The 19,463-nt window shown below is 65.7% G+C and carries 17 protein-coding genes; 12 read left to right on the top strand and 5 right to left on the bottom strand.

Going from position 1 to position 19,463, the window contains the following annotated elements:
- The first annotated feature begins 76 nt into the window (after nucleotides 1–76).
- The 8 genes from XI02_RS34930 (at nucleotide 77) to XI02_RS34965 (ending at nucleotide 9,860) form a co-directional block, all read left to right on the top strand.
- Nucleotides 77–556: a DUF721 domain-containing protein gene (locus XI02_RS34930; protein ID WP_018273380.1), complete on the top strand. Its 480-nt coding sequence runs from the start codon at nucleotides 77–79 to the stop codon at nucleotides 554–556.
- A 122-nt stretch (nucleotides 557–678) separates the two neighbouring features.
- Complete coding sequence (locus XI02_RS34935) at nucleotides 679–1,335, top strand: DsbA family protein (protein ID WP_028338651.1); 657 nt, start codon at nucleotides 679–681, stop codon at nucleotides 1,333–1,335.
- 335 nt (nucleotides 1,336–1,670) lie between these two features.
- Entirely contained in the window at nucleotides 1,671–5,135 is a 3,465-nt protein-coding gene (gene smc / locus XI02_RS34940) for a chromosome segregation protein SMC (protein ID WP_069279611.1), read from the top strand.
- A gap of 149 nt (nucleotides 5,136–5,284) precedes the next feature.
- Nucleotides 5,285–6,250, top strand: coding sequence for a small ribosomal subunit Rsm22 family protein (locus XI02_RS34945; RefSeq protein ID WP_172647114.1), 966 nt, complete (start codon nucleotides 5,285–5,287; stop codon nucleotides 6,248–6,250).
- 164 nt (nucleotides 6,251–6,414) lie between these two features.
- Nucleotides 6,415–6,975, top strand: a complete 561-nt coding sequence (locus XI02_RS34950) for a LemA family protein (RefSeq protein ID WP_016839704.1) — start codon at nucleotides 6,415–6,417, stop codon at nucleotides 6,973–6,975.
- Nucleotides 6,976–7,009: 34 nt separating this feature from the next.
- Nucleotides 7,010–8,224, top strand: coding sequence for a M48 family metallopeptidase (locus XI02_RS34955; protein WP_016839705.1), 1,215 nt, complete (start codon nucleotides 7,010–7,012; stop codon nucleotides 8,222–8,224).
- Between the two features lie 163 nt (nucleotides 8,225–8,387).
- Nucleotides 8,388–9,131, top strand: coding sequence for a hypothetical protein (locus XI02_RS34960; RefSeq protein WP_016839706.1), 744 nt, complete (start codon nucleotides 8,388–8,390; stop codon nucleotides 9,129–9,131).
- Nucleotides 9,132–9,191: 60 nt separating this feature from the next.
- Nucleotides 9,192–9,860, top strand: a complete 669-nt coding sequence (locus tag XI02_RS34965; RefSeq protein ID WP_172647113.1) for a hypothetical protein — start codon at nucleotides 9,192–9,194, stop codon at nucleotides 9,858–9,860.
- A gap of 64 nt (nucleotides 9,861–9,924) precedes the next feature.
- Here the strand turns inward: XI02_RS34965 and XI02_RS34970 are convergent, their stop codons facing one another.
- Nucleotides 9,925–10,464, bottom strand: a complete 540-nt coding sequence (locus XI02_RS34970) for an adenine phosphoribosyltransferase (protein ID WP_018273383.1) — start codon at nucleotides 10,462–10,464, stop codon at nucleotides 9,925–9,927.
- A gap of 14 nt (nucleotides 10,465–10,478) precedes the next feature.
- A complete protein-coding gene (locus XI02_RS34975; RefSeq protein WP_069277180.1) occupies nucleotides 10,479–12,644 on the bottom strand; it encodes an anthranilate synthase component I in 2,166 nt (721 codons plus the stop codon).
- Nucleotides 12,645–13,001: 357 nt separating this feature from the next.
- Between XI02_RS34975 and XI02_RS34980 the strand changes: the two genes are divergently transcribed.
- A complete protein-coding gene (locus XI02_RS34980) occupies nucleotides 13,002–13,997 on the top strand; it encodes a VOC family protein (RefSeq protein ID WP_244981040.1) in 996 nt (331 codons plus the stop codon).
- Between the two features lie 146 nt (nucleotides 13,998–14,143).
- On the opposite strand, the gene XI02_RS34985 is transcribed toward XI02_RS34980, so the two are convergent.
- From XI02_RS34985 to petA, 3 genes are all read right to left on the bottom strand, one after another.
- Nucleotides 14,144–14,818 carry a dienelactone hydrolase family protein gene (locus XI02_RS34985; protein ID WP_026193257.1) on the bottom strand — a complete coding sequence of 225 codons (675 nt, stop codon included), beginning with the start codon at nucleotides 14,816–14,818 and terminating at the stop codon, nucleotides 14,144–14,146.
- A 183-nt stretch (nucleotides 14,819–15,001) separates the two neighbouring features.
- Nucleotides 15,002–17,074, bottom strand: a complete 2,073-nt coding sequence (locus tag XI02_RS34990; protein WP_026193258.1) for a cytochrome c1 — start codon at nucleotides 17,072–17,074, stop codon at nucleotides 15,002–15,004.
- Between the two features lie 72 nt (nucleotides 17,075–17,146).
- Nucleotides 17,147–17,677, bottom strand: coding sequence for a ubiquinol-cytochrome c reductase iron-sulfur subunit (gene petA / locus XI02_RS34995; RefSeq protein ID WP_016839713.1), 531 nt, complete (start codon nucleotides 17,675–17,677; stop codon nucleotides 17,147–17,149).
- A 277-nt stretch (nucleotides 17,678–17,954) separates the two neighbouring features.
- Here petA and XI02_RS35000 point away from each other — a divergent pair, with 277 nt between their 5' ends.
- Genes XI02_RS35000 through XI02_RS35010 form a run of 3 tightly spaced genes read left to right on the top strand, consistent with a single transcriptional unit; the run spans nucleotide 17,955 to nucleotide 19,462 of the window.
- The gene (locus tag XI02_RS35000) at nucleotides 17,955–18,425 is read left to right on the top strand and encodes a tRNA (cytidine(34)-2'-O)-methyltransferase (RefSeq protein WP_172647111.1); all 471 of its coding nucleotides are present in this window, start codon (nucleotides 17,955–17,957) and stop codon (nucleotides 18,423–18,425) included.
- An 11-nt stretch (nucleotides 18,426–18,436) separates the two neighbouring features.
- Entirely contained in the window at nucleotides 18,437–19,069 is a 633-nt protein-coding gene (gene queE, locus XI02_RS35005; protein WP_172647110.1) for a 7-carboxy-7-deazaguanine synthase, read from the top strand.
- 27 nt (nucleotides 19,070–19,096) lie between these two features.
- On the top strand, nucleotides 19,097–19,462 hold the full coding sequence (locus XI02_RS35010) for a 6-carboxytetrahydropterin synthase (protein ID WP_016839716.1): 366 nt from the start codon (nucleotides 19,097–19,099) through the stop codon (nucleotides 19,460–19,462).
- Nucleotide 19,463 lies beyond the last annotated feature (1 nt).

Below are 19,463 nucleotides of genomic sequence, written 5' to 3' on the forward strand. Positions count from 1 at the left end.
TGCGTCATGCCCGGGCCTGACCCGGGCATCCACGTCTTTCTTTGTCCAGGACCGACGGCTGTCCTATAACCCCCTGATGTCCAAACCCGGTCCGATCAGCGCAAAACCCCTGTCGATCCTGCTCAGCGACGTCTTCACCGACGCGTATGCCAAGCAGGGCTTTGCCGCGCGCGAATTGGTGACGCGCTGGACCGAGATCGCGGGCGAGCGGATTGCTGCCTATTGCGAGCCGCTGAAGATGCAGTGGCCGCGACCGGTGGAGGGGCAGCCGCAGGAGCCGGCGACGCTGGTGCTGCGGGTCGAAGGCCCGATGGCGCTGGAGATCCAGCACTCCTCCGACGTCATCCTGGAACGGGTGAACCGCTTCTTCGGCTGGCATGCGGTCGGCCGCCTGACCATCCGGCAGGCGCCGCTGTCGCGCCGTAGCCGCCCCAGCCGGCCACGCCCGCCCGATGCCAAAACCGTGGCCCGGGAGGCGGCCAACCTTGCCGCCGTCGAGGACGACGATCTGCGCGCGGCGCTGGCCCGTTTGGGTGCCTCGATCAAGCGAAATTGACGCTTTTTGGCAGACCGGCCGCGAGACCGCGGCATTGCCACAATGGCCGTTTCAAGCTAGCGAAGGCTTCTTTTCGGAACCCCCTTCATTGTGGCGTGAATGCGCCAATCCGGGAGCTGACCTTGATCATCACGCGCCGCGCTTTCACCACCGCTCTCTCGCTGACCGGGCTCGCCGCCCTCGCCGGCCTGTCGCCGCTGCGCCTGATCACGGACGCGTTCGCGCAGACTGCCGCCGAGGTCGCCAAGCCGCAGTCGCTGCCGGACATGGGGCTCGGCCCGCAGGACGCCAAGGTGACGATCGTCGAATACGCCTCAATGACCTGCCCGCATTGCGCCAATTTCAACGAGACCGTGTTCCCGAAGATCAAGTCGACCTACATCGACCCCGGCAAGGTCCGCTACGTGTTCCGCGAATTCCCGCTCGACATAAAGGCCGCCGCCGGCTCGATGCTGGCGCGTTGCATCGCCAAGGACGACGCCCCGAAGTATTTTGCCGTGATCGACCTGCTGTTCCGCCAGCAGAACGACTGGGTGGTGAAGAACACCACCGAGACACTGACCCGGATCGGCAAGCAGGCCGGCCTCACCCAGCAGCAGGTCGAGGACTGCCTGAAGGATCAGAAGCTGCTCGACAAGATCGCCGCCGATCAGAAATACGCCAACGAGGTGCTGAAGGTGAACTCGACGCCGACCTTCTTCGTCAACGGCGAGATGCTGAAGGGCGAGACCTCGTTCGAGGAGTTCAGCAAGCACATCGATCCGCTGCTGAAGAGCTGATTGCGCGCCGTTGAGCCTGACGTCGTCGTGCCCCGCTTTTGAGTCGGGGCACGATAATTGTGGATGATTTGCGATCACGGCATGCGGCCGTCGCATTATTTGGTTGTTGAAAACCTGATTCGCACGATGCGAATCTCCGAGGACATGCAGAGGCCACAAAACCCCTGCAAATCCCTTGGGAAAAGCTTGCTCAAGCGGTTGCCCTGACGCACTCGCATCGCCATTGTCGCCGCTCATGAGAGCTGCACGCAGCAACTCACCCACACACCGACATTGCCTTCCATGGTATTGTCGCGGCAGGGAGATTCGCGCCCGGCCAAACGAGATTTGTGTACATGAAGCTCACGCGCCTCCGCCTGCACGGTTTCAAGTCGTTCGTTGAACCCACCGATTTCATGATCGAGCCGGGCCTGACCGGTGTCGTCGGACCGAACGGCTGCGGCAAATCCAATCTCGTCGAAGCGCTGCGCTGGGCGATGGGCGAGACCTCGCACAAATCGCTGCGTGCCGCTGACATGGACGCGGTGATCTTCGCCGGTTCGGGCAACCGTCCGGCGCGCAACCACGCCGAAGTCGTGATGACGATCGACAATTCCGATCGCTCGGCGCCGGCCGCGGTGAACGACAGCCAGCTCTTGGAAATCTCCCGCCGCATCGAGCGCGAGGCCGGCTCGGTCTACCGCATCAACGGCCGCGATGTCCGCGCCCGCGACGTGCAGATCCTGTTCGCCGACGCCGCCACCGGTGCGCGCTCGCCGGCGCTGGTCCACCAGGGCAAGATCGGCGAGATCATCCAGGCCAAGCCCGAGCAGCGCCGCCGCGTGCTGGAAGACGCCGCCGGCGTGGCCGGCCTGCATGCCCGCCGTCACGAGGCGGAACTGCGGCTGAAGGCGGCCGAAACCAATCTCACCCGCGTCGAGGACGTGATCGGCCAGCTTACCGGCCAGATGGAAGGCCTGAAGAAGCAGGCGCGCCAGGCGATCCGCTACCGCGAGGTCGCGGCCAAGGTGCGCAAGTCCGAAGCCATGCTGTTCCATCTGCGCTGGATCGAGGCCAATGCCGACGTCAACGACGCCGCGCAGACCCATGATATCTCCGTGCGCGAGATGGCCGAGCGCACCCGCGAGCAGGCCGAATCCGCCCGCATCCAGGCGATCCGCGCCGCCGAATTGCCGGCGCTGCGCGACGCCGAGGCGCGCGCCGCCGCCGGCTTGCAGCGCCTGACCAACGCGCGCGAGATGCTCGACCGCGAGGAGCAGCGCGCCAAGGAGCGCGTCGGCGAGCTCGATCGTCGCCTCACCCAGTTCGCCCAGGATATCGCGCGCGAGCAGCAGCAGACCTCCGATGCCGACATCGCGCTGCAGCGGCTCGACACCGAAGACGCGGAGCTGAAGGAAGAGATCAAGTCGCGCGTCGAGAAGCGCTCCGGCGTCGACGAGCGCGTCGCCGAGGCCGAGGAGATCCTGGCCGCGACCGAGCGTCAGTTCTCCGAACTGACCACGCAGCTCGCCGATCTCACCGCCAAGCGCAATCAGCTCGAAGCCGGCGTGCGTACGCATCGCGACCGGTTGGCGCGGCTCGATCAGGAGATCGCCAACGTCCAGGCCGAGGAAACCAAGCTCGCGCAGGAGACCGGCAATCTCGGCGACATCGACGCGCTCGCCGCCGCCATGGAAATGGCGCAGCAGACGCTCGCCGAGTCCGAGGCCGCCGTGCAGACCAGCGAGGCGCATCACGCCGCCGCGCGGCAGACGCTGGAAGCCTCGCGCAATCCGCTCACCGAAGCCGAGAAGCGCGTGCAGCGGCTCGAGACCGAAGCCCGCACCATCTCCAAGCTCGTCACCAGCGAGACCAAGAATCTGTGGCCGCCGATCATCGACGGCATCACCGTCGCCAAGGGCTATGAGAAGGCAATCGGCGCCGTGCTCGGCGACGACCTCGATGCGCCGGTGGATTCCTCCGCGCCGATGCGCTGGACCAATATCGGCGTGGCCGGCGAAGATCCGGCGCTGCCCGATGGCGTCGAGCGGCTGGCCGACCATGTCCAGGCGCCGCCGGAACTGGCACGCCGCCTGGCCCAGATCGGTGTGGTGGCCAAGGAACGCGGCGCCGCGCTGGTGTCGCAGCTGAAGACCGGTCAACGGCTGGTGTCGCTCGAAGGCGACGTCTGGCGCTGGGACGGCTTCGTCGCCGACGCGCATGCCCCGACCGGCGCCGCCCGCCGCCTCGCCGAGCGCGCCCGTCTGGTCGACATCGAGCACGAGCTGGAACAGGCCCGCATCGATGCCGCCGCGAAGCGCCAGGCGCTGGAGACGGCAGAAGAAGAATTGCGCTCGGCGTCCGCCGCCGAGGGTGCCTCGCGCGAAGCCGTCCGCGCCGCCCGCCGCGAAGCCGACGCCGCACGCGAACGCCATGCCGCAACCGAGCGCGAGATCAACCGCCACGCCGCGCGCAAATCGGCACTGACCGAGGCGCACAGCCGCGTCGCCGCCGACCGCGCCGAGGCCGAAGCTGCGCATGAGAGTGCGGCTGCCGCGCTCGCCGAACTGCCGCCGGGTGTCGAGACCGAGGCCCAGCTCGCCGCGGTTCGCGCCGAGATCGACAATCAGCGCCGTGCCGCGGCGCAAGTCCGCGCCGAGGCGCAGGCGCTGGCCCGCGAGGCCGAGCTCGCCGACCGCCGCGTGCAGGCGATCGTTGCCGAGCGCAATGAGTGGCAGAACCGCAAGACCAGCGCCGCCTCGCAGGTCGAGACGGTCGAGGCACGCATCGCCGAGGTGTCGGCCGAGCGCGAGGAACTCGCCAATGCGCCGGAAGTCTTCGCCGAGAAGCGCAGCGCGCTGATCACGGAGATCGAGCACGCCGAGGGCGATCGCCGCATCGCCGCCGACGCGCTGGCGACCGCGGAAGCCGCGATGGCGGAAACCGATCGCCTCGCCAAGGCCTCGCTCGAAGCGCTCTCCTCGTCCCGCGAAGCCACCGCGCGCGCCGAGGAGCGCATGGAAGGCACCCGCCGCCGCCTCGCCGATATCGAGCGCGAGATCCACGACATGCTCGAGGTTGAGCCCAGCGCGGTCGTCGGCATGGCCGAGATCGAGCCCGGCCAGGAGCTGCCGCCGGTGGCGCAGGTCGAGGAAGAGCTCGAAAAGCTGCGCCGCGATCGCGAGCGACTTGGCGCCGTCAATTTGCGCGCCGAGGAAGAGCTCAGGGAAGTCGAGACCCAGCACACCGCGCTGACCACCGAACGCGACGACCTCGTCGAAGCGATCAAGCGGCTGCGGCAGGGCATCCAGAGCCTCAACCGCGAGGCGCGCGAGCGTCTGTTGACCTCGTTCGAGACCGTCAACAACCACTTCAAGCGGCTGTTCACCGAGCTGTTCGGCGGCGGCGAGGCCGCGCTGCATCTGATCGAGAGCGACGATCCGCTCGAGGCCGGCCTCGAGATCATCGCCAAGCCGCCCGGCAAGAAGCCGCAGACGCTCTCGCTGCTCTCGGGCGGTGAGCAGGCGCTGACGGCGCTCGCGCTGATCTTCGCGGTGTTCCTGACCAACCCGTCGCCGATCTGCGTGCTGGACGAGGTCGACGCGCCGCTCGACGACCACAACGTCGAACGGTTCTGCACCCTGCTGAACGAGATGACCGGCTCGACCGAGACGCGCTTCATCATCATCACGCACAATCCGATCACGATGGCACGGATGAACCGGCTGTTCGGGGTCACCATGGCCGAGCGCGGCGTGTCGCAGCTGGTGTCGGTCGACCTGCAGGGCGCGGTCGACATCCTCGACCAGAACGTGGCGTAACGCACTCAGGCGTCACCCCCGCGCAAAGGCTTCGCCTTTGTCGCTGGAGGAGCCGCGCATTCGCGCGGCGTCTCGAAGGATGGGTGACGACTCGTGATCGTCATCCTTCGAGGCTCGCGAGCGCTCGCACCTCAGGATGACGGCAGACGATGACCTCACCCGACCTTCCCGCCGAACTGCGCGCGGCCCTCAACGCCAGGCTCGAAGGCCTGTCTCGCAGCGACGCCGCTGGCCGCGCGGCGGTGATCTCGCAGACCTATCGCGAGGGCGGCGGCTCCTCGACGATCAGGACCGAGACCGATGCGCTGGCCTACGCCCTGGCGCGGATGCCGGCGACCTATGCTGCGGTCGTGGCATGTCTCAACGCGCTGACGGAGATCAGGCCGGACTTCGCGCCCGCGCGCCTGCTTGATGTCGGTGCCGGTCCGGGGACCGCGACCTGGGCCGCCGCGGAGGCGTTCACGTCGCTGCGGGCCTTCAGCCTGCTCGATGCCAACAGCGCGCTGCGGTCATTGGCCGAGGAGCTGTTTCACGGCAGCATTCGCCTGCACGACACCAGCTACGAACTCGGCCAGGCGCGTGCGCTGCTCGACAAGGCCGAGCCCGCCGACCTCGTCGTCGCCAGCTACATGATCGGCGAACTCGGCGACGCGGAGCGCGGGGCGCTGGCCGATGCGCTGTGGTCGAAAACCAGCGACACGCTGCTGGTCGTCGAGCCCGGCACGCCCGCCGGCTATGCGCGGATCATCGCATTGCGCGCACGCCTGATCGCCGCCGGGGCGCATGTCGTGGCACCCTGCCCGCATGACGGCGGCTGTCCGCTGGTCGCGCCCGACTGGTGCCACTTCTCGCAGCGCCTGCAGCGCTCGCGCGCGCACAAGCAGGTCAAGGGCGCGGAGCTACCCTTCGAGGACGAGCGCTTCGCCTATGTCGCGCTGAGCCGCGCGCGCGTTGAGAACAGGCCATCGCGCGTGCTGGCGCAGCCGGACGTCGGCAAGGTCGAGATCGCAGCGAAACTGTGCACGCCCGAGGGCGTATCGGTTGCGAAGATCCCGCGTCGCGCCAGGGCCGAATACGCAAGCGCCCGGCGCTGGCGCTGGGGCGATGCGGTCTAGATATTTACTTCCGTCGTCCCGGCGAACGCCGGGACGACGGAATAAGTTGAACCGATGTCGGCCAACCCTCGACTAACGCTTGCCCACCTTTCCGCGGCGGGCTGCCCTGCGCCCCGATCTTGGGCTACGGTGCCGCCGTCTCGTCCATCAGGAGCTGCCCCGTCATGTCGACCAGCTGGATCGTTATCGGCGTCATCGTGCTTCTCGTGCTGTTTGCATTCGGCGCCTACAACCGCCTCGTGGCGCTCAGCCAGCGGGTCGGACAGGCCTTTGCCGACATCGACGTGCAGCTCAAGCAGCGTCACGACCTGATTCCGAACCTGGTCGAGACCGTGAAGGGCTATGCTGCCCATGAGCGCGGCACGCTCGACGACGTCATCAAGGCGCGCAATTCGGCGATGTCGGCGCAGGGTCCGGCCCAGGTCTCTGCGGCGGAGAACCAGCTCTCCGGCGCGCTCGGCCGGCTGATCGCGCTGTCGGAGGCCTATCCGGACCTCAAGGCCAACGCCAATTTCCAGCAACTCGCCTCCGAGCTTTCCGATCTTGAGAACAAGATCGCCGCCAGCCGCCGCTTCTTCAACAACGCGGTCCAAGAATACAACACCGGCATCCAACAGATGCCGGCCGCGCTGTTCGCCGGCATGTTCGGCTTCACCCGCAAGGATTTCTTCGACCTCGGCGCCAGCCGCACGGAGGTCGAGGCGGCGCCCAGCGTGAAGTTCTGAGGCGCAACGCGCGCCGGCGAGAGGCCGCTCCGTCATGGCCGCCTATGGTCTCTACACGCATATCGCATCGAACAAGTTTCGTTCGATGCTGCTGCTTGCCGGCCTGTTCCTGCTGATCTACGTGCTGGTCTATGCCGGCGCGCTGGTCGCGGAGGTGATGATCGATAGCGGCCGTTCGGTCGACTATTACCTGACGCGGGCCTTGCGCGACCTGGTCTCGGCCTTGCCGTGGGCGACGATCGCGGCGGCGGCGTGGATCGTGATCGCCTATTTCTTCCACCAGAAGATGATCGACGCCGTCACCGGCGGCGAAAGCGTGACGCGCCAGCAAGAGCCGCGGCTCTACAATCTGCTGGAAAATCTTTGCATCTCGCGCGGCATCCCGATGCCGAAGCTGAAGGTGATGGACAGCCCGGCGCTGAATGCATTCGCGACCGGACTGAACCGGAGCCAATACGCCATCACGGTCACGACGGGTCTGTTGCAAGCGCTGAACGACCAGGAGATCGAGGCCGTGCTCGGCCACGAGCTCACCCATATCAAGAACGGCGACGTGCAGCTGATGGTGATCGCCGTGATCATCGCCGGCGTGGTCGGCTTCTTCGGCGAGCTGTTCTTCCGCCTGTTCACGAACCTGTCGTGGAATTCGAGCGGCGGCGGTGGCGGCTGGTCGTCATCCTCACGATCGTCGTCATCCTCCTCGGACCGCGACAGCAAGGGCTCGGGCGGCGGCGCGATCATCGTGATCATCATCGCGGTCGCGTTGATCGTGCTGGCCTGGCTGCTGTCGCAGGTGGTCAAGCTCGCACTGTCGCGCTCGCGCGAATTTCTCGCCGATGCCGGATCGGTCGAGCTCACCAAGAACCCCGATGCGATGATCTCGGCGCTGCGCAAGATCGAGAACCGCGGCGAGCTGCCGGATGCCACCTCGGCCGTGATGGAACTCTGCGTCGACAATCCGCGCGAGGGGTTCGCCGACCTGTTCGCCACCCATCCCTCGGTGAAGTCCCGGGTCGATGCCCTGGTGAAATACGCCGGCGGCCACGATCCCGGACCGCTGGCGCTGCCGGACGAGACGGAGCCGCAGGATGAGCCCCCCGCGGCGGGCGACCAGCCTCCGCCCGCGACCCATGGGCCGTGGGGCGACAAGCCGCGTGCACCGGCGAACAATCCGCCAGCGCTGCCGGGCAACAACCCCACGCAGGGACCATTGGGTCCTCTCCAGGGCCCTTGGGGACGACACCGCTAATCGCGCCCTAGCCTACTCAGTCCATTAAGGAAATTCCCACCAAACCCATCGTGGACGCCTTAAGGAATTGAATTCTCCCTCGTTTCTGCCATGTTCGCGCCCAAAGCAATGTGGGGACTTGCCGATCGCCATCGCGGTCGGGAGCGCGCTTTAAGGGACTTCCATGGCAAAGCCGGTTGTGATCGTGGTGGGCGCCGACAAGGGCGGGGTCGGCAAGACCACCGTCTCGCGGACGCTCCTGGACTATTTCAGTGCCAATAACGTGCAGACCCGGGCGTTCGACACCGAATCGCCGCGCGGCACGCTGAAGCGCTTCCATCCTGACATCACCGAGATCGTCGACATGACGACGACCGCGGACCAGATGAAGATCTTCGATACGCTGAACTCGGGGCCCTCGGTCACCGTGATCGACGTCCGCGCCGGCCTGCTGTCGCCCGCGCTGGCCTCGCTGCGCGATATCGGCTTCCTCGACGCGGCGCGCTCCGGCCAGATCACCTTCGCCGTGTTCCATATCCTCGGCCCGTCGATCGCCTCGCTGGACGAGATCGCGGAAACCGCCAACTTCATGAGCGGCGCGAAGTATTTCCTGGTGAAGAACTTCATCAACGACACCCAGTTCTTCCAGTGGGACCAGGCGACCTACAATTCCTACTTCCATCGCATCAAGGACGCCGTGGACCTGACGATCCCGAAGCTCAACGAAATGGCCTATGAGCAGGTCGAGGTCTCCTCGGTTCCGTTCCTGAAATTCGTCGCCAACAAAGGCATCAACGACGACGCCGCCAACTACTCCTTCGTGCTGCGCGGCTATGTCCGTCACTGGCTCGCCAATGTCTGGAGCGAGTACGACCGGATCAAGCTGACCGACCTGGTCGGCGCCAAGTCGGCCAAAGGCGAAAAATAGTCGCACCTTCGACCTTGATGGGGCTGGATTAGGCGAAAATTTGGCCTGATATAGCGGGCGATGTCATCGACGCCCGTTTACATCATCTGCTCGCCCCGCCCGCAGGTCGGCAAGACGCTGATCGCGCGGCTGCTCGGCGAATTCCTGCTGCTCAAGAACGGCGACGTGGTCTGCTACGACATCAATCTGAAGGAGCCGTCGCTGCTCGACTACCTGCCGCGGATCACCGAAACCGCTGACGTGATCGACACCTACGGCAAGATGCAGCTGATGGACCGCGTCATCGCCAATGACGGCATCGGCAAGGTGATCGACCTCGGCTACCACGCCTTCGACGAATTCTTCAAAATGTGCGACGAGATCGGGCTGATGAAGGAGGCGCTGCGCCGCCGCGTCGCGCCGATCATCCTGTACGTCGCCGATACCGACCGCGCCTCGGTGCGGGGCTACCAGACGCTGCACGGCATGATCCCGCCGAATGCGCTGATCGTCATCGACAACGAGTTCGTGGTGCGCGGCGAGCTGCCGCCTATCATGACCGCCAGCCGGGTGCTGCGCTTCCGCGCGCTGCCGGTGTTCCTGAAGACCTATATCGACCGGCTGAACTTCTCGTTCACCGGCTATCTGCGCCAGGAGAAGGATTCATCGACTGAGCTGCATCAATGGATCCGGCGGAATTACACCACGTTCCGCGATCTTGAATTGAGCGTGCTGCTGCAGCGGGGATGACTGTCGTCCCAGCCTAGGCGCGATTGCGCACGGGAGCCGGGACGACCATGTGGAGGGATTTGCGCTAATGCCCTTCGAACGCCATCAGCGTGCGCACCGGGACGTCCATCGCGCGCAGCTTGGCGGCGCCGCCGAGATCGGGCAGGTCGACGATGAAGCAGGCCGCGACCACATTGGCGCCGATCTGGCGCAGCAGCTTCACCGCGCCCTCCGCAGTGCCGCCGGTCGCGATCAGATCGTCGACCAGGATCACGCGCTCGCCGGGCTGCACGGCGTCGGCATGCATCTCCATCTCGTCGATGCCGTATTCCAGCGAGTAGGCGATCCGCACCGTGGTGTGCGGAAGCTTGCCCTTCTTGCGGATCGGCACGAAGCCGGCGGAGAGCTGATGCGCGACCGCGCCGCCGAGGATGAAGCCGCGGGCCTCGATGCCGGCGACCTTGTCGACCTTCGCGCCCGCCCAGGGATGCACCAGCTCGTCGACCGCCCGGCGGAAGGCCCTCGCATCCGCGAGCAGCGTCGTGATGTCGCGAAACAGGATGCCCTTCTTCGGGTAGTCCGGGATGGTGCGAACGGTCGCCTTGATGTCGTGGTCGAAGGTCATTGGTCTCGCAATCCTCAATTGGCCGGCGGGTTGAGCCGGAATGCATTCTCGACAATGCGCAGGCCCACTTCGTTGCCGAGCGACATCAGCGATTCCGGATGGAATTGCACGCCGCCGACCGGCAAGGTCTTGTGCTCGATCACCATCGCGACGCCGTCTTCGGTGGTCGCGGTCACCGCCAGCACCTCAGGCACGCTGTCGCGCTCGACAAACAGCGAGTGGTAGCGGCCGATCACGATCTCATTGGGCAGGTTCCGCATCAGCCGACCGCCGCGCACCTGAACGCGCGACGGACGGCCATGCGCGGGCTGACCGAGCTGGCCGAGCTGGCCGCCGAAATATTCGCCGATCGCCTGCACGCCGAGGCAGACGCCGAAGATCGGCAGCCTGTTCTCGAGCGCGGTGTCGATGGTCTTCGCGATGCCGAAATCCTCCGGGCGACCCGGCCCGGGCGACAGCACCAGGAGGTCCCAGCCCTTCTTCTTGAGCATGTCCTGGGCATGGATGTGCCTGACCACGGTGACGTTGGCGCCGACCTGGCGGAAGTAATCGGCCAGCATGTGCACGAAGCTGTCGTCGTGATCGATCAAGAGCACGTTCTTGCCGGAGCCGGTGGCGTCGGGCGCGAAATCCGACAGCGGCTTCGGCGGATCGCCGCGCAGCGCCTGGAACAGCGCCGCGGCCTTGACCTGGCACTCGCGATCCTCGGCGGCGGGATCTGAATCGAACAGGCAGGTCGCGCCGACGCGCACCTCGGCAAGCCCATCCTTCATGCGGATGGTGCGAATGGTGAGCCCAGTGTTGATGCTGCCGTCGAAATTGACGCAGCCGATCGCGCCGGCATACCAGCGCCGCGGCGACCGCTCATGGTCCTCGACAAACTGCATCGCCCACAGTTTCGGCGCGCCGGTCACGGTGACCGCCCAGGCATGGGTCAGGAAGGCGTCGAGCGAATCGAAACCCGGCCGCAGCATGCCCTCGACGTGGTCGACCGTGTGGAACAGCTTTGAGTAGGTTTCGATCTGACGCCGCGCCAGCACCTTGATGGTGCCGGGCACGCAGACGCGCGCCTTGTCGTTGCGGTCGACATCGGTGCACATGTTGAGCTCGAACTCGTCCTTCTCCGAGTTCAGGAGCTTGCGGATCTGCTCGGCATCGCCGATCGAGTCCGAGCCGCGCGCGATGGTGCCCGAGATCGGGCAGGTCTCGACCCGGCGGCCGTCGGAACGCACGAACATCTCGGGCGACGCGGAGACCAGGAATTCGCCGTCGCCGAGATTCATCAGCGCGCCATAGGGCGACGGATTGATGCGGCAGAGCCGCTGGAACACTTCCGCCGGCGAGCGCTCGCAGGGCTCGGCGAACAGCTGCCCGGGCACCGCCTCGAACAGGTCACCGCGGGCAAACGCCGCGCGCGCGACCTCGACGGTCGCCTGATATTCGCCGGGCGCGTGATCGGCATAGCCCTGCCGGCCGTTCCGTGCGTAGAGGCTCGGCGCGGTCTCCTGCGGCAGGCCGGCGGTGGATTTGCCCTTCCACGAGAATTCGTAAGTGAGCGCCACGCCGCGGCCGGTGGCGCGGTCATAGGCCAAGAGACGGTCCGGCACGTAGAGCACGATGTCGCGCTGGTCGGCCTCGCGGGCGCGCTTCTGCACCAGGTCCTCGATCTGGAACACGAGGTCGTAGGCGAAGGCGCCGAACAGGCCGAGCAGCGGATCGGCGTTGGAGGTGAACGCCGCCACCATGTCGCGCACCAGCGACATCACGCTGGCGCGGCGGGTGCGCTGGTCTTCCTCGACCGGCGCGGCGCCGCGGATGATATAGCCGGCGAGCCGCGTTGCGCTCCGCTCTGAGATCACGACGCAGGGCTCGCGCAGCACGTCGCCGAGGAAGGCGATCAGGACCTCGCCGCGCGGGTTCAGCGCCTGCAACGAGAAGTTGGTGCCTGACGTCTCCAGCACCAGCGGCGGATCGGCGAAGCCGAGGTCAAAGCTCTCGTAGCGGCCCGGTACCGTCGTGCCCGAGGACAGCACCACGCCGCGGCGGCGGTCCAGCAGCGCGATCAAATCGTCGAGGCGGTTGGCGCCGCCGGTGAACTGCTCGACCACGCGCGCGACCGCAAGGCCGCCATTGGTCAGATATTCGCTCTTGGCCGGCAGGGAGAAGACTGTCCTGTTCATGTGATCCTCTTACGAGACTTGCCGAGAGAGCGCCACACAGGACAAACGAAGGGCAAATAAACTAACCATCGGTCGCACTGCGATGGCGACCTTCGACGTTTGTGAAAAAAGAAAACGCACCGGCCACCTATGAGAAGGTGGGCCACCAACGACGGGATGGGCTGGCAACGGTGCTCATGGCCCGTTACTCACCACCCGGCGCGGGCCGTGTCAAGGGATGGCCTGACAGCCCTGCCCCAGGGCGGGACGCCCTTTCGGCGGCATTTTCGGGGTTTGAATGGGCGGGAATCCGCGTAGGATTTGCTGAAATGGCGGCCGGCTGGCCGCCCAAAAAACAGACAGATGGCGGAGGCGCAGATGGCGATTTTGGGTCTCGGATATGCTGGCTTCGGCTCCGACGCGCTCGATGACTGGCGGCAGTTCGGCACTGGCCTCGTCGGGCTGCAGGCAGTCGAGCGCGGCAATTCGCTGCTCGCGTTCCGGATGGACGACCGCAAGCAGCGCATCGTGATCGACCGCGCCCAGGGCGAAGGCACAAGGTTCTTCGGCTGGGAGGTGGCCGACCGTGCGGCCCTCGACGCGCTGGCGGCACGGCTGGAGCGCGCCGGCGTCGCGGTGACCGCGGAGCCGCAGGCGCTCGCAGATAGCAGGCGGGTGCGTGGCCTGATCTCGTTTCGCGACCCCGCCGGCAACCGCCTCGAGGCGTTTCATGGCGCCGAGATCGACGACACGCCGTTCAGGCCGGGGCGCTCGATCTCCGGCTTCCGCACCGGGCCGCTCGGCCTCGGCCACGCCGTGCTGACGGTCGAGCACATCGCCCCGGTGATGAGCTTCTATGTCGACGTGCTCGGCTTCGGCTTAAGCGACTATATCGAAAAGCCGTTCCGCGCCTATTTCTGCCACGTCAATGCCCGCCACCACTCGCTGGCGCTGATCGAGACCGGCACGAACGGCATGCACCATCTGATGGTAGAACTGTTCTCGCTCGACGATGTCGGCCAAGCCTATGACGTCGCGCAGCAGGAAGACCGCGTCAACGTCACGCTCGGCCGCCACACCAACGACCTGATGACATCGTTTTACGCCAGGTCGCCGTCCGCCTTCATGGTCGAGTGCGGCTGGGGCGGCCGCGAGGTCGATCCGGTGAACTGGACGCCGTTCGAGATGCATGACGGCCCGAGCCTGTGGGGCCACGAGCGGGTCTGGCTGTCGCCGGAGGACCGCGCCGTCGCGCGCGAGATGCGGATGCGCGCCGCCGCCGAGGGCAAGCGCGCACCGGTGCAGGTGATGGAAGGCAATTTCAAGCTGATGTCGGGGACCTGCCCGTGGTGGGACGGGGTGAAGGAAAGTTAAGTCTCGCCGTCGTCCCTGCGAAAGCAGGGACCCATAGCCACAGGGCGTAGTTTATTTGACGATATGACTGCCACTGTGCCGATTGCCGCGGCCGCAGCGTATGGGTCCCTGCTTTCGCAGGGACGACATCTCGCTTGAGGATGCCTCTACCCCAGATGCTTCTTGAAGAAGTCCGTGGCGCGGCCCCAGGCGAGTTCGGCGGCCTCGCGGTCGTGCACCGACTGGCGCTGCTCGTTGACGAAGGCGTGCTCGGCGTCATAGCGGAACAGCTCGAGCGACTTGCCGGCGGCCTTCATCGCCTTCTCGAAATTGCTGACGAGCTCGGGCGTGCACCAGTCGTCCTTGTTGGCGAAATGCGCCTGCAGCGGGATCCTGACGTCGGCGGGCTTGGCGGCCTGCTCCGGCGGGATGCCGTAGAACACGACGCCCGCGGTCAATTCCGGCACATGCACCGAGCCGATGATGGTCACCGCGCCGCCGAGGCAGAAGCCGGTCAGGCCGACCTTGGCGCCGTTCTTGGCGAGATACTGCGCGGCGCCGCGCACCGTCTGCGTTGTAGCGTCCATGAAATCGAGCGAGTTCATCTCTTTGCCCGCGGCATCGGTGTCATGATAGGGCACCACCTTGCCCTTGTAGAGATCGGGCGCCAGCGCATCGAAGCCGGCCACCGCGAAGCGGTCGCACAAGCCCTTGATCTGGTCCGACAGGCCCCACCATTCCTGGATCACGACGACGCCGGGCGCGTTGCCGCGCGCTGCATTGGCGAGATAGCCCGACGCTTCCTTGCCGTCCGGACGCTTGAAGCTGATGCTGGTACCCATGAGTTCCTCCGCAATGTTTGCCGGCTGATTGGCCGGCATCTTGTCCGCACTCGGCGGCCGACGCAATTGACGACACTGTCATTCCGGGTTCGATGCTACCGCGTCGCCCCGGAATGACGGAGAGATTGCAAACAAAAAAGCCCCCGAAGGGGCTTTTTCAAATTCGCTATACCGTACCCGAGATCAGTGGGCGTTGGCCCAGACCTTGCGCTTGGTGAAGTACATCAGGAAGGCAAAGACAACCAGGAAGAAGAACACCTGCATGCCGATCCGCTTGCGCTCCTCCATGTGCGGCTCGGCGGCCCACATCAGGAACGTGGTGACGTCATGCGCGTACTGCTTGACCGTCGCCGGCGAACCGTCGTCGAAGGTCACCTGACCATCGGACAGCGGCTTCGGCATCTTGATGGCGTGGCCGGGGAAGTACTTGTTGTAGTACGAGCCCTCCGGGATCGTGACGCCCGCCGGAGCCTTGTCCTCGAAGCCCTGCAGGATGGCGTCGACGTAGTCGGGTCCCTGCTCCTGGTACTGGGTGAAGAAGTCGATCGCGAACTGCGGGAAACCGCGCTTGTAGGACCGCGCCTTGGTGATCAGCGAGAGGTCGGGCGGCGCCGCGCCGCCATTGGCCGCGCGCGCGGCCTGCTCGTTCGGGAACGGCGACGGGAAGTAATCCGCCGGGCGGCCCGGACGCTCGAACATCTCGCCCTGGTCGTTCGGGCCGTCCTTGATCTTGTACTCGGACGCGAACGCCGCCGCCTGCGCCGGCGAATAGCCGGGGCCGCCGGGATCGGCGAGGTTGCGGAACGCGACATAGGACAGGCCGTGACAGGCGGCACAGACTTCCTTGTAGACCTTCAGGCCGCGCTGCAGCGAACCACGGTCATAAGTGCCGAAGGGACCGGAGAACGACCACTTCTGGGCCGGCGGCGCGTTGCCACCCTCCTCGGCCTTGGCGTTCTGGGTGCCGCCGACGAGCAGGCTGCCGGCCACCACCATCGCGAGCATCACAGAGGCCGCGGTCGCGGCCCTGCCCTTGCTCTTCGCCAGCACGTCGTCGGCGATCGAGTTCGGCACCGGACGCGGGGTCTCGATGCGGGCAAGCAGCGGCAGCACGATCAGGAAGTAGGCGAAGTAGCAGACCGTCAGGATGCGGCCGGCGATCACATAGATGCCTTCCGGCGGCTGCGAGCCGAGGTAGCCGAGCAGGATGCAGACCACCACGAAGATCCAGAAGAACTGCTTGGCCAGCGGACGATACTTCGACGAACGGGTCCGTGCGCTGTCGAGCCAGGGCAGGAAGCACAGGATGATGATGGCCGAGAACATCGCCACGACGCCGGCGAGCTTGTTCGGGATCGAACGCAGGATCGCGTAGAACGGCAGGTAGTACCATTCAGGCACGATGTGCGCCGGCGTCACGCCCGGGTTCGCCGGGATGTAGTTGTCGGCGTCGCCGAGATAGTTCGGCATGTAGAAGATGAACCAGGCGAAGAAGATCAGGAAGCAGGACACGCCGAACATGTCCTTGATCGTCGCATACGGCGTGAACGCAACGGTGTCTTTCTCGGTCTTGGCCTCGACGCCGGCCGGGTTGTTCTGACCCGCGACGTGCAGCGCCCAGACGTGCAGCACGACCACGCCGGCGATCACGAACGGCAGCAGGTAGTGCAGCGAGAAGAAGCGGTTCAGCGTCGGGTTGCCGACCGAATAGCCGCCCCACAGCAGGGTCACGATGCTCTCGCCGAAATAGGGCACGGCCGAGAACAGATTGGTGATGACGGTGGCGCCCCAGAAGCTCATCTGGCCCCATGGCAGCACGTAGCCCATGAAGCCCGTCGCCATCATCAGGAGGTAGATGATGACGCCGAGGATCCACAGCACCTCGCGCGGCTCCTTGTACGACCCGTAATAAAGGCCGCGGAACATATGGATGTAGACGGCGAAGAAGAACATCGACGCGCCGCAGGCATGCATGTTGCGCAGCAGCCAGCCGTAATTGACGTCGCGGACGATCAGCTCGACCGACTTGAAGGCGAGGTCGGCGTGCGGCGTGTAGTGCATCGCCAGGATCACGCCGGTCAGGATCTGCAGCGCCAGCATCATCGACAGGATGGCGCCGAAGGTCCACCAGTAGTTCAGGTTGCGCGGCGTCGGATAGGCCACGAACGAGGAGTGGATCAGGCCGAAGATCGGAAGGCGCCGTTCGATCCACTTCAAGGCGGGGTTGCTCGGTTGGAAATCAGATGGTCCGCTCATTGATGCGATCCTGAAGAAGAAAAACGACGCGATGGGTCCAAGTGGAAGCCGAAATCCCGGAGGGGCCGGGACTTAGCCGATCTGGATTTTGGTGTCGGAAAGGAAGGCGTAGGGCGGCACCGCCAGGTTGGCGGGCGCGGGCCCCTGGCGGATACGACCGGAGGAGTCGTACTGCGAGCCGTGGCAGGGGCAGAAGAAGCCGTCGTAATTGCCCTCATGGGCGATCGGGATGCAGCCGAGATGGGTGCAGATGCCGATCACAACCAGCCACTGGTCGTGGCCGGCCTTGACGCGGGCCGAGTCGGGCTGCGGATCGGGCAGGCTCGACAGCGCCACGCTCTGGGCCTCCTGGATCTGCTTCTTGGTGCGATGGCTGATGTAGATCGGCTTGCCGCGCCAGAAGACCTTGATGTCCTGGCCCTCGGCGATCGGCGTCAGATCGACCTCGATCGGCGCGCCGGCCGCGATCGTCGCGGCATCCGGGTTCATCTGGGCAACCAGCGGCCAGACGGTGGCGGCCGCGCCGACCGCGGCGGCAGCTCCGGTTGCAACAAAGAGAAAATCACGGCGTGTCGGATGGTCCGCCGAAGACGCTGTCGTCACGATTCCTAGCCCTTTCTTTTCTGCAGCCGGTGGAACCGCCTCGGAGACGCAGGACGCGCCCCAAGAAAGGCTGCCGGCGCCCGCGGCCCCCGCGGCGGCAGAAAACCGCTATTCCCCACCCCAAATGGCGGAACAGCAGTCCAGAATCGTTCTATTGGCACCCTTGCCGGACGAGCGCAAGCCCGCTATCGGCTCGCACACGTGCAATGCACGAAATCCGCGCCGAGCGATGTTTTATTGAGACAATTTCATCCGGATTTCACAGGCCGCCCGCACCATGCAGATCGCGCTGTTCCAGCCCGACATCCCCCAGAATACAGGGACGATTCTGCGCCTCTGCGCCTGCCTGGACGTGTCAGCCCATATCATCGAACCGGCAGGATTCGACACCTCGGACCGGAATTTCCGCCGGGCGGGTATGGACTATCTCGACCATGTGCGGTTGAAGCGTCACGACTCATGGTCGAAATTCGAGGAATGGCGGGCCGAGGCCGGATGCCGGCTGGTGCTGTTCACGACCAGGGCGGCGAAATCCTATCTTGATTTCGCCTATACGGCCTCCGATGTCCTGCTGTTCGGGCGCGAGACGGCAGGGGTGACCGACGCGGTGGTGGCCGCCGCGGATGCGCGACTGGCGATTCCGATCCGGCCGACCATGCGTTCGCTCAATGTGGCCGTCACGGCGGCCATGGCCGTCGGCGAGGCGCTGCGGCAAACCGGTTCAGGAATCGCCGGTTCGGCAACTTAAGGGACTTTTTGGTGAGCTACGCGGTCAAGGAGATCTTTCTCACCCTGCAGGGCGAAGGCGCCCATGCAGGCCGAGCCTCCGTGTTCTGTCGCTTCGCCGGCTGCAACCTCTGGAGCGGCCGCGAGCAGGACCGCACCGGCGCGGTCTGCAAGTTCTGCGACACCGATTTCGTCGGCACCGACGGCACGCTGGGCGGCCGTTATGCGACCGCAGAAGAGCTTGCCGGCGCCATCGCCGCGCAATGGACAGGAGGCGAGGCTGACCGCTACGTCGTCCTGACCGGCGGCGAACCGCTGTTGCAGGTCGACGCGGCCCTGATCGAGGCCCTGCACGGCCACGGCTTTGCGATCGCGATCGAGACCAACGGCACCATCGCCCCGCCCGACGGACTCGACTGGATCTGCGTCAGTCCCAAGGCCGCAGCCGAGCTCGTGGTGCGCAAGGGGCACGAGCTCAAACTGGTCTATCCGCAGGTGGAGAACACACCGGAGGATTTCGCGGGCCTCGCCTTCGAGCGCTTCTCGCTGCAGCCGATGGACGGCCCCGATGTGATGGAGAATACCGAGCGGGCGATCGCCTATTGCCTGAAGCACCCGCAATGGCGCCTTAGCGTGCAGACGCACAAGACGCTCGGGATTAGATGAACTGACAGAATCGGATTGTTGAACGAGATGTGGGAATTGACGAAAGCGTTTCGGTTCGAGGCTGCGCATGCGCTGTCCGGAACGACATTTGGCACCGCCAGCGAGGAGATTCACGGCCACTCCTTTCGCGCCGAAGTCACCGTGCGCGGGACGCCCGACCCGAAAACCGGCATGGTGATCGATCTCGGCCTGCTCGAACGCGCGATGGCCGAGGTGCAGAAGACGCTCGACCACAAGTTCCTCAACAAGATCGAGGCGATCGGCGTCCCGACGCTGGAGAATCTGTCGCGCTTCATCTGGGAGCGGTTGCAACACGCAGGCAGGCTGACCCGCGTCAGCGTCCATCGCGACAGCTGCAACGAGAGCTGCACCTATTTCGGCCCGCAAGGTTAGT

The sequence above is a fragment of the Bradyrhizobium sp. CCBAU 21365 genome (genome assembly GCF_015291305.1).
Lineage (GTDB): Bacteria > Pseudomonadota > Alphaproteobacteria > Rhizobiales > Xanthobacteraceae > Bradyrhizobium > Bradyrhizobium elkanii.

Bases quoted from the DNA above. Each gene is read 5' to 3' on its own strand.
- XI02_RS34990 (WP_026193258.1), bottom strand. From the start codon at position 17,074: ATGAGCGGACCATCTGATTTCCAACCGAGCAACCCCGCCTTGAAGTGG.
- XI02_RS34970 (WP_018273383.1), bottom strand. From the start codon at position 10,464: ATGACCTTCGACCACGACATCAAGGCGACCGTTCGCACCATCCCGGAC.
- XI02_RS34930 (WP_018273380.1), top strand. From the start codon at position 77: ATGTCCAAACCCGGTCCGATCAGCGCAAAACCCCTGTCGATCCTGCTC.
- XI02_RS34980 (WP_244981040.1), top strand. From the start codon at position 13,002: ATGGCGATTTTGGGTCTCGGATATGCTGGCTTCGGCTCCGACGCGCTC.
- XI02_RS34985 (WP_026193257.1), bottom strand. From the start codon at position 14,818: ATGGGTACCAGCATCAGCTTCAAGCGTCCGGACGGCAAGGAAGCGTCG.
- XI02_RS34960 (WP_016839706.1), top strand. From the start codon at position 8,388: ATGGCAAAGCCGGTTGTGATCGTGGTGGGCGCCGACAAGGGCGGGGTC.
- XI02_RS34945 (WP_172647114.1), top strand. From the start codon at position 5,285: ATGACCTCACCCGACCTTCCCGCCGAACTGCGCGCGGCCCTCAACGCC.
- XI02_RS35010 (WP_016839716.1), top strand. From the start codon at position 19,097: ATGTGGGAATTGACGAAAGCGTTTCGGTTCGAGGCTGCGCATGCGCTG.
- XI02_RS34950 (WP_016839704.1), top strand. From the start codon at position 6,415: ATGTCGACCAGCTGGATCGTTATCGGCGTCATCGTGCTTCTCGTGCTG.
- XI02_RS35000 (WP_172647111.1), top strand. From the start codon at position 17,955: ATGCAGATCGCGCTGTTCCAGCCCGACATCCCCCAGAATACAGGGACG.
- smc (WP_069279611.1), top strand. From the start codon at position 1,671: ATGAAGCTCACGCGCCTCCGCCTGCACGGTTTCAAGTCGTTCGTTGAA.
- XI02_RS34975 (WP_069277180.1), bottom strand. From the start codon at position 12,644: ATGAACAGGACAGTCTTCTCCCTGCCGGCCAAGAGCGAATATCTGACC.
- XI02_RS34955 (WP_016839705.1), top strand. From the start codon at position 7,010: ATGGCCGCCTATGGTCTCTACACGCATATCGCATCGAACAAGTTTCGT.
- XI02_RS34965 (WP_172647113.1), top strand. From the start codon at position 9,192: ATGTCATCGACGCCCGTTTACATCATCTGCTCGCCCCGCCCGCAGGTC.